This is a genomic window from Nonomuraea insulae, assembly GCF_042656245.1.
Genome location: NZ_JBHSPA010000036.1, coordinates 78727 through 93343 on the forward strand (window position 1 = coordinate 78727; position 14617 = coordinate 93343).

A 14617-nucleotide genomic window follows, 5' to 3' on the forward strand; every position below is an offset into this window, starting at 1 on the left:
AAGCACCGATCATGCGTTATTCGCCGGTCTCGTTCAGCCGCACCAGGTGGTGCCGGTGGGCGGCCGTGGCGGCCTGGACGCGACTGCTCACGCCGAGCTTGGCCAGGATGTTGCCGACGTGTGTGCCCGCCGTCTTGACGGAGATGAACAGCGCCTCGGCGATCTGCCGGTTGGTGCGGCCGTCGGCGAGCAGGCGCAGCACCTCGTGCTCGCGCGGCGTCAGGCCGAAGTCCCGCCCTCCGTCCGGGCCCGGCTCGCCCCGCTCGACGAGGGAGATCCTGGCCAGGCGGGCCAGCCGGTCAATCCGGACGCGCAGGGGCGCTGCTCGCAGGCGGTCCGCCTCCCGCGCGGCGCCGCCCAGATGAGACGTGGCCGACGAGCGGTCGCCCGCTTCGGCGGCGACCTCCGCCGCCCGCGACAACGCCAGCGCGTGCTGGTACGGCTGGCGCAGGTCCTCCCACGCGGCCGCGACGACCGGCCACAGGTCCGGCCGTCCCGCTTCCGCGAGGTAGGCGAGCCGGCAGGCTTCCTGGACGGGTCCGATCACCGGCAACGCCTCCGCAGTCTCGGACAGACCGGGCACGGGCAGGGACGCGCCCGCTTCGATCACCGGCCACAGGTAGCGCGGGCTGGCCTTGCCGCTCTCGAGTGCCTCCGTCACGAGCCGCACGGCGTCGGCCGTACGCCCCCGCGCCTTGCACAGATCGACCTCCATGTGCACCAGCAGGAGGTGGTCCTGAGCGTAGGAGGTGCCCGCGGTGAAGACCTCGCGCGCGTAGGCCGCCGCGTTCTGGGCGGTCGCGAGGTCGCCGCCGGCCAGGGCGATGGTGCCGTCCAGCACCATGAGGTAGGCACGCAGACTCGGTGTCGGCGTGAGCCGCAGGGCGTGCTCGATGCTCTCGGCGGCCTCCTCCCACCTGCCCAGCGCGATCAGCGCCTCCGCGAGGTTTCCCGCGTGCGTCGGGCCCGCCGTACGGGCCAGACCCGCCCGCGTGGCGGCGGCCAGCCCGCGCCGGGACGCCTCGGCCGCTTCGGCGTATCTGCCGACGCCCTGCAGGACGTCCGCCTCGCACCGGCAGGCGTGCATGAGCGCCCCGTGATCGCCGATGCGGCGGGCCGTCGCCTGGGCGTCGACCAGGTACGGGAGCCGCGCGTCGAGGTCACCGGCACGTGCCTGCGCGTACGTCAGGTTGACGGTCGCGATGACCTCGGCCTTCACGTCGTCCGCCGCCTGGGCAGCTTTCAGCGCTTCGAGAGCCGTGGCGCGGCCCTCCGCCTCGTGGGGAACCGTCAGCAGCCGGTTCGTGAGCAGATTGAGCACGGCCGCGCGTGACGGATGATCGCGCGGGGTCAGACGAGCGGCTTCGCGCAGATCGTCCAGATCGCCCGGCAGCCCGAGGAGATGACGTAGCTCGCCGCGGTGGGCGATCAGCCAGCCGGCCCGCGCGGGAGCGACGTCGTCCGAGAGCGCCGTCTCGATCAGCTGGATGGCGACGGAGTTCTCACCCGCGGCGACGGCGGCTCCCACCGCCTGGTCCAGGAGCTGGGCCTTGGACAGGTCGGGATCGGGCGCCTGCTCCCACAGCTCGAGTACGCGAAGGAGCATGTGCAGCCGTTCGGCGTGGGCGAGTGACGCTCCGGCCTCGTCGGCGGCGCGGCGCGTGGCCGCCAGCACCTTGGACGGTTCCCCCTTGGGGGCGTGCCAGTGTTGCGCGCACTCGATCGCCGCCCGCCCCAAGGGGGACAGCGCCGGGTCCTTCTCCACGGCCTCGGCGTAGCGCACATGCAGGAGCCCGCGTTCTCCGGGCAGGACGTCGTCGTAGAGCACCTCCTGGATCAGCGCGTGGCGGAAGGCGTAGGCGTCCTCCTCGGTCAGCAGCAGGTTCGCGCTGATCGCCGGCCGCAACGCGTCCGTGAGGCCGGCGTCGTCCAGCCGGGTGACGGCGCGCAGCAGCGCGTGGCCGACCCGCACACCGCCGACCGCCGCCGCCTGAACCACCCGCCGCGTCTCCGGCGGCAGGTCGTCGACAGGCGTGATCAGCAGGTCGCGGATGGACGCGGGCACCGGCGCGCCTGCCCTGGCCGACAGCGCCTCGACCAGCAGCGGATTGCCCTCGCTGCGCCGGAAGACGTCCTCGACCGTCGCCGGGGCCGGCTCGCCGCCGAGCAGGTCCCGAAGCTGCGTGACCACCTCGCCCCTGCCGAGGCGGCCGAGCTCTGTCCGGGTCGTCCACGGCCGGCGATGCCATTCGGCCAGCACCGGGCGGAGGGGATGCGCCCGGTGCAACTGCTCGCTGCGGTAGGTCACGACCAGGAAGAAGGCGGCGGCGGCCTCCTGGTTCCTGATGAGGAAGTCGAGCAGCTCCCGGCTGGATCGATCGGCCCAGTGCGCGTCCTCGACGACGATCACCAAGGGCCGGTCCTCGACGAGGTTCTCCAGCAGGGTGAGGATCTCCTCGAACAACCGCGCCCGCGTCAGAGCGGGATCGCCCCCGGCGGTGGGCGGGCCGAGGAGAGGAAGCAGCCTGGACAGCTCGCCTGGCTCGCCGCGGGGCAGGAAGCGGAGGAAGCCATCCGTGCCGATCTTCCGCATCAGGCGGCGCAACATGGCGGTGAACGGCGCGAACGCCAGGCCGTTCTCGCCCATCTGGGGGCAGTCGCCCAGGAGCAGCCGCGCCTCCCCCGCCAGTGGCGTGGCGAACTCGGTGATCAGCCGCGTCTTGCCCACTCCCGCCTCGCCCCCGAGCAGCACGGTGGCGGGCGAACCCGCTCGGACACGTGCGTAGGCCCTGTCCAGCTCGGCCAGCTCCGCGCCCCTCCCCACGAAAACCATGGCCTCATCCTCCCGGAGTGGGGAACCCGCGTCGAAATATAGGGATGCCGGATAGGGCATTCGCCCGATCTCTTCCGCCGCCGTTCGCACGAAGCTGAGCCGGTGACCAAGACCGGCGTACAAGCGGCGTCCACTCGTCCGATGGTTCTGCTGGGGATGGCGTCGCTCGCCTCGATGACGAGCTTCTACCTGCTCGTCCCCGTCGTCCCGCTCTACACGGCATCCCACGGGTGGGGTGACGTGGGCGCCGGGCTGTCCACCGGTGTCACCATGCTGGCCACCGTCCTCATGGAACTGCTCACGCCGGCGTTGCTGAGCCGGTACGGCTATCGCGCCGGCATGGCGCTGGGCGTCATCCTGCTCGGCGCCTCCTCGGCCCCGCTGGTCCTGTCGCCCGCGCTGCCGATGGTGCTGGCCACGAGCCTGGCGCGGGGCGTCGGTCTGGCCATCGTGGTCGTGGCCGGCCCCGCCATGGTGGCGCAGTCGGCCCCGGCGGAGCGCCGGGGCCAGGCGCTGGCCGTCTACGGCGTGGTGGTGGGGATCCCGGCGATCATCGGGCTGCCGGCCGGCCTGTGGCTGGTTCCGCTCATCGGCTACGAACCGGTCTTCCTGATGGGGACGGCGCTGGCGCTGCTCGCGCTGATCGGGGTTCCGGGGCTGCCGTCCGAGTCCACGCCGGCCGAGCGCCATGGGGGCGTCCTTGGCGCTCTGCGCCAGGCCGGTCTCGCCCGGCCCGTCCTCGTCTTCGCGGCGATCACCCTGGCGGCCGGTGTGGTGCTGACCTTCCTGCCGCTGGCCGTGCCCGTCGCCTCATCAGGGACGGCCGCGGCGGCGCTGCTCGCGCACTCCTGTGCCATGCCGGCGGCGCGGTGGGCGGCCGGCCGGTACGGCGACCGCCATGGCACGGCCGTCCTGCTGATCCCGGCGGTGCTCGCGTCGGCTGCCGGGATGGCCGGGCTCGTCTGGCTGGACAACGCCTACGCGGTCATCGCGGGGGCGGCGTTGTTCGGCGCGGGCTTCGGCGCCGCCCAGAACGTGACCTTGGCGCTGATGTTCGAGCGATCATCCCCGTCCCGGTTCGGCCAGGTGAGCGCGCTGTGGAACCTCGCCTACGACGGCGGGATGGGGCTGGGCGCCGTCGGGTTCGGGCTCGTGGCAGGACCCGCGGGGTACCCGGCGGGGTTCGCATTGATCAGTGCCGTGCTGGCCCTCGCCCTTCTCCCCTCCTGGCTCGACACCCGATCGGAAAGGAAGACCAACAATGAGCGATGACCTGCGACGTGCCGTACGAGAGGTGCTGCCGGGCGTGCGAGCCGGCCTCGAAGCCCTCATCCGCATCTCCTCCGTGAGCGCCGACCCGGCCGCCGCGAAGGAGGTGCGCCGATGCGCGGAGCTGACCGCGGAGCTCTTCCGCGACGGCGCCGCGCAGGAGGTCGAGATCCTGGACGACGTCCCCGGCGGCCGCCCGGTGGTCGTCGCCGCTTGTCCCGCGCCGCCCGGCCGGCCCACGGTGCTGCTCTACGCCCATTACGACGTGCAGCCCGCCGGCGATCCCGCCAGGTGGTCGGGAGAGCCGTTCGAGCCGTGGGAGAGCGGCGGGCGGCTGTACGGCCGTGGGTCCGCCGACGACAAGGCCGGGATCGCCGCGCACGTGGCCGCGCTGCGCGCGCACGGCGGGCGTCCGCCGGTCGGCGTCGTCGTCATCGTCGAGGGAGAGGAGGAGATCGGCTCCCCCACGCTCGGCGCCTTCCTCGACCGGCACCGCGACAGGCTCGCCGCCGACGTCATCGTGCTCGCCGATTCTGAGAACGCCGAAGCGGGCGTTCCGTCGTTCACCACCACGTTGCGCGGCATGGCCAACTGCGTCGTCAGTGTGCGGGCGCTGGCGGAGAGCATCCACTCCGGCACGTACGGCGGGGCCGCTCCCGACGCCCTCACCGCGCTGTGCCGCCTGCTCGCCACCCTGCACGACGAGGACGGTCACGTCGCGGTGGAGGGCCTCATCACCGGCCGCGCGCCGGAGACCGGCTGGCCGGAGGAACGGTTCCGGGCCGAGGCGGGCGTGCTCGACGGCGTCCGGCTGCTCGGCTCGGGCAGCGTCGCCGAGCGCGTCTGGGCCGGCCCCGCGGCGACCGTCCTGGCCATCGACGCGCCCTCCGTGCCGGAGGCCGCCAACGCCCTCACCGCGTCCGCCCGCGCCAAGGTGAGCCTGCGCATCGCGCCGGGCGAGGACGCGGTACGGGCCCGCGCGGCTCTGGCCGATCACCTGCGCCGCCATGCTCCCTGGGGCGTCCATGTCGAGGTCACAGAGGCCGAGATCGCCCAGCCGTACGCCGTCGGCACCCGGGGGCCGGCCTTCGAGGTGGCACGGCGCGCCTACCGGGAGGCTTTCGGCCACGACGTGATCGACGTCGGAGGCGGCGGCGCCATCCCCTTCGTCGCGGAATTCGCCGCCGCGTACCCGGAGGCCGCCATCCTCGTCACGAGTCCCGGAGGCGATCCGGCCAGCCGCGCCCACAGCACCGACGAGAACCTGTTGCTCGCCGACTTCGAACGCGCCTGCCTCGCCGAGGCGCTCCTGCTCGCCGGCCTCGCGGAGCGGCCACCGTTCCCGGCCTGACCTGCCTGCTCGGCCGGTCCGCGGGCCTCAGAAGCCGACCTTGCTCGTATGCGAGAAGTTCGACACGACGATCTCCCGCGTGAACCCCCCGGTCTCCGGCGCCGACACCTTGAAGGTGAACTGCTGCATCGCATGCAGGACCCTGCCGCCGATCGACGCCGGCCTCAGCACGATGTAGATCGATCCCCACGGACAGCTGTAGTGACTGCCGAGCCGCCTGCCCCGGGCGTCGGTCGCGTAGGTGATGGCGCCCGCCTCGAACTCGGCGTCGATCTGCGCCTGTACGCGGACGGTCGCGGCGGGATCGGGGTCGGACCGCCACATCTCCTTGATCGCCTGCCGGGCCCGGGGATCCGCCTGCAACATGGCCCGTTGCTGCCGCCCGGTCAGACACCATGGGTCGAGATCACGCGGGCTCACCACCGGCACCGGCACCGGCACCGGAGCCGGCCGCGCCGTCGGGCGTGCCGCACGCCCCCGATAGCCGGCGATCAACCGCGGCATCGCGATCAGCTGACCGAGGTGGTAGTAGCTCTCCAGCGCGCGCTGCAGCCGCTGCTCGATCGCCTCATGCATGCGCGGCCCCGGATCGGCGTCGAGCAGGCCCTCGGCGTAGTCGGCCGAGGTCGCCGCCTCGGCCGTGAGCTGCCGCAACCGCTGCAGGTCCGCCTTGTACCGGTCAGCGTGCACGACGGTCTGCTCGAAAACGCCGAGGGTCACCTCGGCGTGCTCGCGGACGGCGCGGGCGGCCGCCAGCATTCCGCGCAGGTGCGGCAGCGGGCACGGGTCGGCCTCGGCCCACTCGGGCAGGCCCGCGGGCAGCCGCAGCTCCCTCTCCACCAGGTACGCGGGGTTGCTCGCCGCCTGGCGGGCACGGGAGACCCACCCCTCGACCTGGGCGAAGCAGGCGGCCACCTGCCGGCGGGTGACCTCGGGAACGTATCCGACCGTCTGGGGATCGGCTGCGTAGTCGGCGTCGAGCAGGTGCTCGCCGATGCTCTGCACGACGAACGCGCTCCAGGTGCACAGCAGTTGCCCGGCGGCGGCCTGCGGACCGTGCCACAGGTCCACGCCGTCCTGGGCGAGCCGGCGGCGCAATGCCTCGGCCTGTTCCAGTTGCGTGTAGACGAACCCACCCGCGCGCCGGTAGGCCTCAAGCTCGTCCGCCCGCACTTCGCCCTTGAAGGCGGCGGCCATCCGGGTCATGAGCGTCGGCTTCTCCCGGTCATGCGTCATGCGAGTCCTTCCGTTCGGCTGTCACGTCCGTCGTCGCCCGAGCGCCCGCTTCGCTTGAAGATCATTATGGGTCTCAAATTCATCACATGGCCGACCTTTCGTGGCACACGGCCCTGGCCCCCACGACGAAATCTGACGTACTTCACGAGTCGTTACCGCCCACTGACCTGCCGCTTCGACCGCCTGCTCGTACCGGCCCAGCGCGACGGCACTCAGGAACGTGTGGTAGCGTGTACGAGTTGCAGTTATGGCACCCATAAAGACTCTTGACGCGCCTGACAGACATCGATCTTCAGGCGCGTTTCTGTTTTACCGGTCATCTCCGGATGGGCTCATCGCGGCGACACCGGGGGGTTCGCAAGTCGCGGGCTCTCTAGTTTCCCTGCACATCTCCGAAGGAGATCGACATGGCTAGCGGAACCGTCAAGTGGTTCAACTCTGAAAAGGGCTTCGGCTTCATCGCGCAGGACGGCGGCGGCGCCGACGTCTTCGCGCACTACTCCAACATCGTCGCCAACGGTGGCTACCGTGAGCTGAGCGAGGGTCAGAAGGTGTCCTTCGACATCGTCCAGGGCCAGAAGGGCCCGCAGGCGGAGAACATCGTCGCCGCCTGACCTGGCGCGCCTCATGAGGCCGGGCTCGCATCGTTCCGGTGCGGGCCCGGTTCTCGTTCTCCCCCAGAACCACGGATCTCCGTCTTCGACGCCTCCCCAGGTCACAGCCGTACGAAGATCCACCGATATTCGTACTTTTAGTCGGTTTATTTCCCCAGATGGGCGCATACTGGTGTCAATGAGACCTACTCAAGCCGCGGCCCGGCGACGCCTGCCAAATAGTCCCTTCAACGTTCCCGAGGTCCCCCCTCCCCCCATCGAGCAGTTCGTGGCGGGAGACCGGGTGAGCCATGACAAGTACGGCCTCGGCCGAGTCCTCGCCGTCGAGCAGGACATCACCGTTCTCGTTGACTTCGGCGCGGAGACCTACCGGATCGCCGCACCGTACGCCAAGCTTGTGAAGCTGTGACGATCCACGCCTTCGGTCCCCGGCACGTGTTCGGCCCGTCAACACCGAACAGGACCGTCGGGCGTGGCAACCATCCCTCGACCGCGTGGCCGTCCGGCGGGAGCGCCCGCCCGGCCGTCCCGTCCCAGCGCCGTTCTCTCTCGCCCTCCCCAACGCGATGGATCACCGCACCGACGCGTGTCGACGTATGCGGTGCAGCGCAGGGGGAAGGCGTATGGTGAGTTGACCTGAGGCTTTCCGCATGTCGGCACTCGCGCCGGCATCGCCTCGGGCGTAGCCGGCTCTTCCCGTGCCGGAGACAGGCGGCACGCCAGATGCCGAAGCACCATCGCGTCATCACGACCCCCGTTCTCCAACCGGCCCGAGTGCTCCTGGGGCCGGCGCCGACCCGGGACGGGGTGTTCGACGACGCCTGGTGGCCCTGCTCCACGGACCTCGACCGCGAGATCCTCCTCCGCTGCCACTCACCCGCCCTGGCCCGCGCACCGGCCTGAACGCCGATCCACCCACGGCTGTTGGCAAGCATGGCGAGCGTCAGTGACGACCCGGAGGATTCATCATCAGCGAGCATCCCTCGTGATCGAGAGCCAAGCCCGTCCGGTGCGCCGTCGTGTCATCGAGGCAGTATCCCTCGGCACTCGCAACCAACCCCACGCCGAGATCGTCCGATGGACCTGTCCCCACGAGAAGCACGTCAGCCAGGGCTGCGTGACGTGCTACGGCTCCGCGGCCGATGCCGATCCTGCCCTGCCGCTGTGGGACGTCGCGGTGTGGTTCACCTCGCCCCGGCCCATCCCGATCAGAGTTCTGCACGCCATCCATCGCCATGGCCGCAACTTCGCGCTCGACCAGCCGTCGACTCCCCTGGTCTTCCTCCTGACCGGTCAGGCCAGAGCCGCTCAGGGAGTGGAGGCGGTGGCGGGCATGGTCGGGTTCCTGCTGCAGAGTCTGGCCACCATCCACGACTTCACCGTGACAGAGGTACGCGCCGTCCACTTCTGACGCGCGCTTTCGACCGCGCACGCATCATCGGGCCGCTGTAGCGCACCTCACCGCACGAATCACCCGGCCGCTGCCGCGTGCGGCCGTCGCCGTCGCTCCATGCCGGGAGTCGGGCCCCGCGCAGGTCGCGCTCAGGCGTTGAGGTCGCCGATCTCGGCCGAGCGCATCATGCGGGCGATGCGCCAGAGCCCGATCCAGCTCTCCGGGAAGATCGACTCGTCGACGAGCGCGGCGTGTGCCCCCGGGTCGGGGTCGGCGCACGCGTCGGTGCAGACGGCGACCTTGTAGCCGATGTCGTGGGCCCACCGGGCGGTCGACAACACCGTGCCCGAGGTCGCCACCCCCGCGATGACGACCCGGCCGACGCCGGCTTCCCGCAGCCGCTCGTGCAGATCGGTGGTGGCGAACGCGGCGATGGAGGTCTTGGCGAGCACCGGCTCGTCCCCTACCGGCGCCAGTTCCGGGTGGATCTGTTCACGCATGGGCCCGGGTACGACATGGAACACCGGCAGCCCCGCGGTCCTCGCCCCCTTCAGCGCCTGGGAGGCATGCTGCACGACGGCGGGGTCGTGACTGTAGTTGTCGACGATGTACGTCACGAAGTCCAAGGCGAGGAACGCGGTCCGCGTCTTCTCCTCCTGGCCGGCCATGGTCATCGATTCTCCTCGCAGTCACAGGTGCTGACGCGCGCTCGTCCTCCATGGCGTTCCCGCCGGAGCCGGTCAGCCAAACGGAGACAGCGCCCCGGTTATCGCCGATGCTAGCATAAGCGGAGACAGCGCCCCGGTTAGATGCATACGAGGAGAGTCGACCCGCATGCAGGCAGACGACCGCCCCCTGCGAGCCGATGCCCGTCGCAACCGGGAGCGGATCCTGGACGTGGCGAGGCAGGCGTTCGCCGCCGAGGGCCTGTCCGTCCCGCTGGACGAGATCGCCCGCCGCGCCCACGTCGGCCCGGGCACCCTTCACCGCCACTTCCCCACCAAGGAGTCGCTCTTCGAAGCCGTCGTCCACGAACGCCTGCGCCTCCTGGTCGAGCGGGCCCGCGCGGCGCACGACGCGCCTGACGCGGCCGAGGCGTTGTTCACCGTCATCGACCATGTCGTCACCGACGCGGAGGCGAAGACGGAGCTCATCGACGCCCTGGTCGGTGCCGGTATCGAGGTCCAGACCACGGTCTCCGCGACGGCGGCGGAACTCCGCCACGAGATGGCCAGGCTCCTCGCACGCGCGCAGGAGGACGGCACGGTCCGTCGCGACGTCGGCATCGCCGAGCTGATGGCCCTGCTCGGCGGCATACTGCTCGCGCTGCGCCGACGCGCCGATCAGAGCGTGGACTCCCGGCGTGCCCTGGCCATCCTGCGCGACGGACTCCGACTGACCCCTCCCCCAGACACCTCCCAGGGCCCAGGCCGCGGCCCGGACACCTCCCAGGGCCCAGGTGGCGGCCCGGACACCATCTAGGGCCCAGGTGGCGGCCCGGACACCATCTAGGGCCCAGGTGGCGGCCCGGACACCTCCCAGGGCCCAGGCGGCGGGCCGGACCCTGACATGCCCGAAGACTGACGCCTGCGCAGACTTGTCTGGAAGATCACGCGCGAACCACGACATGGCACGCGCGAAGCGAACAGCCCGCCTCCCGCAAGCCCCCGTCCCGCAGGCCCCGCCCGCAGGCCCCGCCCGCAGGCCCCGTCCCACAGGCCCCGTCCCACAGGCCCCGTCCCACAGGGCCCGTCCCGCAAGGCCCGCGTCTCGCCGGCTCCTGCAGCTCCGCCTCCCGTGACTCTCCCTCTCATGCAGGGCCCGCCTCTCGCGGGTCCCGCTCCGCGTGTCAGTCCGCGCGGCGGTGTTCTGCCGGTCCGATCTCGTGCGGCGTTGCGGCCCGGCGATGCTTCAGTGATAGTCGAGGCATGGAGGCAGCCGGCGCTAAGGGGTCGAAGGACCTGCTCGACGAGCAGGTCGTCTACTATCGGGCGATCGCCGCGGAGTACGAGGACCACGCTCTGCCGTTCCCTGGAGGCGCCGAGCTGTCCGAGGCGCTCGATGCGTTCCGCCCGACCGGCAGCGTGCTCGAACTCGCCTGCGGCCAAGGCAAGTGGACCGCCCAGTTGCTCCGTCACACCGCGGACGTCACAGCCGTGGACGCGTCTCCGGAGATGCTCGCCATCGCCTCGGCCCGCGTGGGCGCCGAGCGGGTGCGCTTCGTGCCGGCCGATCTGTTCCGCTGGCGGCCGGAGCGCCGTTACGACGTCGTCTTCTTCGGGTTCTGGCTGTCACACGTCCCGCCCGAACGCTTCGCCTCCTTCTGGTCACTCGTGGACGACTGCCTGAAACCCGCCGGGCGCGTGTTCTTCGTCGACGACAGCTACCGAACCGCCGACGAGCTCATCGAAGGAGAGGAGTCCACGACCATACGGCGCCGGCTCATGGACGGGACCGCGTACCGGATCGTCAAGGTCCCGCACCGGCCCGCGGACCTCGAACGGCGGCTCGAACAGATCGGCTGGCGCATCAAGGTCCACCCGACCTCTGGGCCGTTCTTCTGGGGAGCGGGCAGCCGGGCACACAACTGAGACCGCCGTGAAGCGCCCTCAGGAGCCGACGGGTTCGCCGGTGAGGACTCGTGATCGTATCATTTGGTTTATGTCACCGAGATGGCAACCGAACCCCGATATACGAACCGGCAGGCACGTCGTACACCGTCTTCACGCCCATTTGGTGTTTATCACCAGATATCGGCGGGGAGCCCTGACCGACCCGATGCTCATCCGATGCGAACAGATCATGCGGGACGTCTGCGCCGACTTCGAGGCCGAGCTTCGCGAGTTCGACGGCCAGGACGACCACGTCCATCTGCTGGTCCACTACCCGCCCAAGGTCGCCTTGTCCAAGCTGGTCAACTCGCTGAAGGGCGTCTCGGCCCGGATGCTGCGCAAGGAGTTCGGCGACCACGTCGGCGAGCACCTGCATGGAGATCATTTCTGGTCCGGCTCCTACTTCGCCGGATCGGTGGGCGGACCCCCGCCAACTGTGCTCGAACAGTACATCGAGCAGCAGAACCAGCCGCTCTGATCAAGGTGGACGCCCCGGCCTGAAGGCCGGAGAGGCATACTCCCCGCTATGGTCGCCCGCCGACCCCATCACCGTGGCGTTCGCCCGCGGCGGATCCGAGGAAACGGATCGAGAAGTGCCCGGCTTGATCTAGGTTCGTCAACCGTGCGGATCATCTCCCTCAACGCCTGGGGCGGCGCGATGTTCGACGAACTCGCCCGCTGGCTCGACAACTGTGACGCCGACATCCTGTGCCTGCAGGAGGTGACCCACACCCCGACCGCCCACGGCTGGACACGGTTCGACGACGCGGAACGATCGCTGCCGCAGCGGGCGGACCTCCTGGCAGACGTACGCTCGCGGCTTCCCCACCACCATGGCCTGTTCACCGCGAGCGACTCCGGGCCGGTCCACGACCTCGAACACCGCCCGCATCATCAGGACTTCGGGCTCGCCACCTTCGTCACCGAGGCACTTGCGATCGTCGGCCTGCGATCGGCGTTCGTACACGGCTCCTACGCCGAGCATCACGACGGATGGCCGAGCGAGGACCGGCCCCGCGCCGCCCTGGCGGTACGCGTCTTCGACCGCCGGGCGCAGCGGTTCGTCACCGTCGTCAACCTCCACGGCCTGCGGAACGCACACGGGAAGACCGACACACCAGCTCGCCGCGCACAGGCGGAACAGCTCGCGAGCCTCATCACCGATGTGAGTGAGAAGGGCGACCTGACGGTAGTGTGCGGCGACTTCAACCTGCTGCCCGGCAGTGAGACGTTCCAGATCCTCGCCGGGCTCGGGCTGGTCGACCTGGTGCGGGAGGCCGACACCAGAACCTCGCGCTATCTCAAGCCCGTACGGCATGCGAGCTACCTGCTCGTCTCCGAACCCGCCGCCGTCGAACGATTCGAGATCGTGACCGCGCCCGAAGTGTCCGACCACCGTGCCTTGATGCTCGACCTTCGGCACTGACGTACCGGTCTCATCGGCTGCCCGGCCGGGTGTGGAACGCGGCGCAGCACACCAGCAGGGCCAGCGCGAACACGGGCAGCCAGGCCAGCCGGGCGAGTAGCCAGACGGAAGCGTCGGGGACGGTGTGCGGGCCGGGCAGGGCGCGGCCGGCGAGCAGGCCGAGCCGGGACGCGCCGGGCCCCGGGACGGGACGCGTTTCCGGAGGGATCGTCACTGCGTCGGTGTGCCTTCGCCGACCGGTTCGAGCACGAAGAGTGGGATCTGGCGGTCGGTCTTGCGCTGGTAGTCGGCATAGTCCGGGTATGCGTCCACTGCCCGGCGCCACCAGAGGGCCTTCTCCTCCCCGAACGCCTCGCGCGCCCGGTACTCCCGGGTCACCGTGCCGTCCTGAAGCTCGACGGCCGGCTCGGCGACCAGGGCGGCGTACCACTGCGGGCTGGTCGGCTCGCCGCTCTTGGACGCGACGGCCGCGTAGCGCCCCTCGTGCTCGACACGCATCACCGGCGTCTTACGGACCTTCCCGCTCTTGGCACCCCGATAGGTCATCAGCACGGTGGGCAGGCCCCTGATCGTGACACCGTCGGTCGTGCCGGTGCGCATGATCTGCTCGACATGCTCGCGGACCCATCCCGACGCGCTCGGTTCGTAGTCACCGGTCAACGCGGGGTCCTCGGCCCCTCTCGACTGCGCGGCTCGGCCGTGCCGGCGGCCGTGTGAGTGGCGGGGACGCCTCGTGTCCACGTTGCCGGTCAGAGCGTTGAGGATGCCGGGTAGCGCCGCCACCGTTTCGGCGGGCAGGCCGGTCACGGTCTCCTCCGCCAGAGCGCACCACAGCTGCTTGACCTGGTCGGTCAGGGCCTTGCCGCTGTCGGTGAGTTCGACGACGCTGGCGCGCTTGTCGGAGGGGGCGGGTTTGCGGCGGATGTGGCCGGTGGCTTCGAGCTTGCGGGACATGAGCGTGACGCTGGGCGGCTCGCAGCCGAGCGCCTCACTGAGCTCGGCCTGGATCATCGGGCCGGTCCGGTCGAGTTCGAGCAGCAGCGCCTCCTGCCCGGGATGCAGGCCGAGCGGGTCCAGCAGCGCCGCGGCCCTGGCCCGGTGGCGCAGGCTCAACAGGCTGCTCATCGCGGTCGGCATCGGGCTGATCTTCCCCACGCTCATGGCCGCGGCGACCGCCGACGTTCCCGAGGGTGACGCGGGAACCATCGGCGGCCTGGCCAACACCGCGAGTCAGGTGGGCGGGTCGATAGGTCTGGCGGTGCTCGCCTCGGCCGCCGGCGCCAGAGCAGCGGAGGCCGGCGGAGCTTCACCTGCCGCCCTCTCCGCGGGGTACGACCTGGTCTTCCTCATGGCGGCCGGGCTCGGCCTGGCCATCGCGGCGGTCAGCCTGCTGCTGCCCGCCCGGGCATCTCGATGAGGGTGTGGCCGGAAGTGAAGGAGAAGAGTTACGGAAGCCCCGGCTGCGACACTTTTCGCGCAATCGAGCAAAAAGGCAGGTTCTATGCGGAAGAAGATCATGAGCGTGGTGGTCGCAGCGGCCGCCCTGGCCATGGCTGGAATACTCGGCGCCAGTGCGTCCGCGAGCGCGGAGGTGGTGACGCCCAAGGTCGGCCACATCAAGAGTGTCCACAAGACCCTCAAGCAGTGCGAGGCGGCGGGCAACAAGTACTCCGGGGACCATGAGTACTGGGACTGCGAATGGGACAGCCCGTTCTGGGCGCTCTGGGTCCTGAAGTAACCCTTCACACCTGCGCGTAGACGATGGCGGCGCGGCCATTCGTCGATCTGGCTGTCCAGCCTGAGCCGCTCAGGCTGGACAGGACCGTCGCAGGACCCGGAGCCGCCCATCCGATGCGCTCCCCCGCGCCCTGACCGTTCCTCTT

17 protein-coding genes are annotated in these 14617 nt (G+C 70.7%); 12 read left to right on the top strand and 5 right to left on the bottom strand.

All coding sequences use genetic code 11. The annotated features are described in order from the left end of the window. Positions 1-16: 16 nt before the first annotated feature. Positions 17-2833, bottom strand: coding sequence for an ATP-binding protein (locus tag ACFPZ3_RS31035; protein ID WP_379517828.1), 2817 nt, complete (start codon positions 2831-2833; stop codon positions 17-19). Positions 2834-2974: 141 nt separating this feature from the next. Between ACFPZ3_RS31035 and ACFPZ3_RS31040 the strand changes: the two genes are divergently transcribed. After that, positions 2975-4105 (top strand): MFS transporter, encoded by a 1131-nt coding sequence (locus ACFPZ3_RS31040; RefSeq protein WP_379517829.1) that lies wholly within the window; start codon positions 2975-2977, stop codon positions 4103-4105. Further along, positions 4095-5453, top strand: coding sequence for a M20/M25/M40 family metallo-hydrolase (locus ACFPZ3_RS31045; protein ID WP_379517830.1), 1359 nt, complete (start codon positions 4095-4097; stop codon positions 5451-5453). Before ACFPZ3_RS31040 ends, ACFPZ3_RS31045 begins: the two co-directional genes overlap by 11 nt. Before the next feature lie 27 nt (positions 5454-5480). Here ACFPZ3_RS31045 and ACFPZ3_RS31050 read toward each other — a convergent pair whose 3' ends face one another. Further along, positions 5481-6689, bottom strand: coding sequence for a hypothetical protein (locus ACFPZ3_RS31050; RefSeq protein ID WP_379517831.1), 1209 nt, complete (start codon positions 6687-6689; stop codon positions 5481-5483). Positions 6690-7096: 407 nt separating this feature from the next. On the opposite strand from ACFPZ3_RS31050, the gene ACFPZ3_RS31055 reads away from it, so the two are divergent. From ACFPZ3_RS31055 to ACFPZ3_RS31070, 4 genes are all read left to right on the top strand, one after another. After that, positions 7097-7303: a cold-shock protein gene (locus ACFPZ3_RS31055; RefSeq protein ID WP_379517832.1), complete on the top strand. Its 207-nt coding sequence runs from the start codon at positions 7097-7099 to the stop codon at positions 7301-7303. A 283-nt stretch (positions 7304-7586) separates the two neighbouring features. After that, a complete protein-coding gene (locus ACFPZ3_RS31060; RefSeq protein WP_379517833.1) occupies positions 7587-7712 on the top strand; it encodes a hypothetical protein in 126 nt (41 codons plus the stop codon). Between the two features lie 314 nt (positions 7713-8026). Further along, positions 8027-8206 carry a hypothetical protein gene (locus tag ACFPZ3_RS31065; RefSeq protein ID WP_379517834.1) on the top strand — a complete coding sequence of 60 codons (180 nt, stop codon included), beginning with the start codon at positions 8027-8029 and terminating at the stop codon, positions 8204-8206. A gap of 82 nt (positions 8207-8288) precedes the next feature. Next, positions 8289-8714, top strand: coding sequence for a hypothetical protein (locus ACFPZ3_RS31070; protein WP_379517835.1), 426 nt, complete (start codon positions 8289-8291; stop codon positions 8712-8714). Between the two features lie 131 nt (positions 8715-8845). Here ACFPZ3_RS31070 and ACFPZ3_RS31075 read toward each other — a convergent pair whose 3' ends face one another. Further along, entirely contained in the window at positions 8846-9370 is a 525-nt protein-coding gene (locus ACFPZ3_RS31075; RefSeq protein WP_379517836.1) for a cysteine hydrolase family protein, read from the bottom strand. A gap of 160 nt (positions 9371-9530) precedes the next feature. Here ACFPZ3_RS31075 and ACFPZ3_RS31080 point away from each other — a divergent pair, with 160 nt between their 5' ends. The 4 genes from ACFPZ3_RS31080 to ACFPZ3_RS31095 all read left to right on the top strand — a co-directional run bounded on the left by ACFPZ3_RS31080 (position 9531) and on the right by ACFPZ3_RS31095 (position 12734). Then, positions 9531-10178, top strand: coding sequence for a TetR/AcrR family transcriptional regulator (locus ACFPZ3_RS31080; RefSeq protein WP_379517837.1), 648 nt, complete (start codon positions 9531-9533; stop codon positions 10176-10178). A 446-nt stretch (positions 10179-10624) separates the two neighbouring features. Next, positions 10625-11287: a class I SAM-dependent methyltransferase gene (locus tag ACFPZ3_RS31085; protein ID WP_379517838.1), complete on the top strand. Its 663-nt coding sequence runs from the start codon at positions 10625-10627 to the stop codon at positions 11285-11287. A 70-nt stretch (positions 11288-11357) separates the two neighbouring features. Further along, positions 11358-11786 (top strand): IS200/IS605 family transposase, encoded by a 429-nt coding sequence (gene tnpA, locus ACFPZ3_RS31090; RefSeq protein WP_379517839.1) that lies wholly within the window; start codon positions 11358-11360, stop codon positions 11784-11786. A 144-nt stretch (positions 11787-11930) separates the two neighbouring features. Beyond that, entirely contained in the window at positions 11931-12734 is an 804-nt protein-coding gene (locus ACFPZ3_RS31095) for an endonuclease/exonuclease/phosphatase family protein (protein WP_379517840.1), read from the top strand. Between the two features lie 10 nt (positions 12735-12744). Here ACFPZ3_RS31095 and ACFPZ3_RS31100 read toward each other — a convergent pair whose 3' ends face one another. Then, a complete protein-coding gene (locus tag ACFPZ3_RS31100) occupies positions 12745-12948 on the bottom strand; it encodes a hypothetical protein (protein ID WP_379517841.1) in 204 nt (67 codons plus the stop codon). Next, complete coding sequence (locus ACFPZ3_RS31105; protein WP_379517842.1) at positions 12945-13859, bottom strand: nitroreductase/quinone reductase family protein; 915 nt, start codon at positions 13857-13859, stop codon at positions 12945-12947. The genes ACFPZ3_RS31100 and ACFPZ3_RS31105 overlap by 4 nt, the downstream gene beginning before the upstream one ends. 34 nt (positions 13860-13893) lie before the next feature. On the opposite strand from ACFPZ3_RS31105, the gene ACFPZ3_RS31110 reads away from it, so the two are divergent. Together ACFPZ3_RS31110 and ACFPZ3_RS31115 are read left to right on the top strand one after the other, a co-directional pair. Next, a complete protein-coding gene (locus ACFPZ3_RS31110) occupies positions 13894-14151 on the top strand; it encodes a hypothetical protein (protein ID WP_379517843.1) in 258 nt (85 codons plus the stop codon). Between the two features lie 84 nt (positions 14152-14235). Then, positions 14236-14472, top strand: coding sequence for a hypothetical protein (locus ACFPZ3_RS31115; protein WP_379517844.1), 237 nt, complete (start codon positions 14236-14238; stop codon positions 14470-14472). Positions 14473-14617: the final 145 nt, after the last annotated feature.

Excerpts from the sequence above, each read along its gene's own strand:
- ACFPZ3_RS31035 (WP_379517828.1), bottom strand. The coding sequence starts at position 2,833 with ATGGTTTTCGTGGGGAGGGGCGCGGAGCTGGCCGAGCTGGACAGGGCC.
- ACFPZ3_RS31040 (WP_379517829.1), top strand. The coding sequence starts at position 2,975 with ATGGTTCTGCTGGGGATGGCGTCGCTCGCCTCGATGACGAGCTTCTAC.
- ACFPZ3_RS31045 (WP_379517830.1), top strand. The coding sequence starts at position 4,095 with ATGAGCGATGACCTGCGACGTGCCGTACGAGAGGTGCTGCCGGGCGTG.
- ACFPZ3_RS31050 (WP_379517831.1), bottom strand. The coding sequence starts at position 6,689 with ATGACGCATGACCGGGAGAAGCCGACGCTCATGACCCGGATGGCCGCC.
- ACFPZ3_RS31055 (WP_379517832.1), top strand. The coding sequence starts at position 7,097 with ATGGCTAGCGGAACCGTCAAGTGGTTCAACTCTGAAAAGGGCTTCGGC.
- ACFPZ3_RS31065 (WP_379517834.1), top strand. The coding sequence starts at position 8,027 with ATGCCGAAGCACCATCGCGTCATCACGACCCCCGTTCTCCAACCGGCC.
- ACFPZ3_RS31075 (WP_379517836.1), bottom strand. The coding sequence starts at position 9,370 with ATGACCATGGCCGGCCAGGAGGAGAAGACGCGGACCGCGTTCCTCGCC.
- ACFPZ3_RS31080 (WP_379517837.1), top strand. The coding sequence starts at position 9,531 with ATGCAGGCAGACGACCGCCCCCTGCGAGCCGATGCCCGTCGCAACCGG.
- ACFPZ3_RS31085 (WP_379517838.1), top strand. The coding sequence starts at position 10,625 with ATGGAGGCAGCCGGCGCTAAGGGGTCGAAGGACCTGCTCGACGAGCAG.
- tnpA (WP_379517839.1), top strand. The coding sequence starts at position 11,358 with ATGTCACCGAGATGGCAACCGAACCCCGATATACGAACCGGCAGGCAC.
- ACFPZ3_RS31105 (WP_379517842.1), bottom strand. The coding sequence starts at position 13,859 with ATGAGCAGCCTGTTGAGCCTGCGCCACCGGGCCAGGGCCGCGGCGCTG.
- ACFPZ3_RS31110 (WP_379517843.1), top strand. The coding sequence starts at position 13,894 with ATGGCCGCGGCGACCGCCGACGTTCCCGAGGGTGACGCGGGAACCATC.
- ACFPZ3_RS31115 (WP_379517844.1), top strand. The coding sequence starts at position 14,236 with ATGCGGAAGAAGATCATGAGCGTGGTGGTCGCAGCGGCCGCCCTGGCC.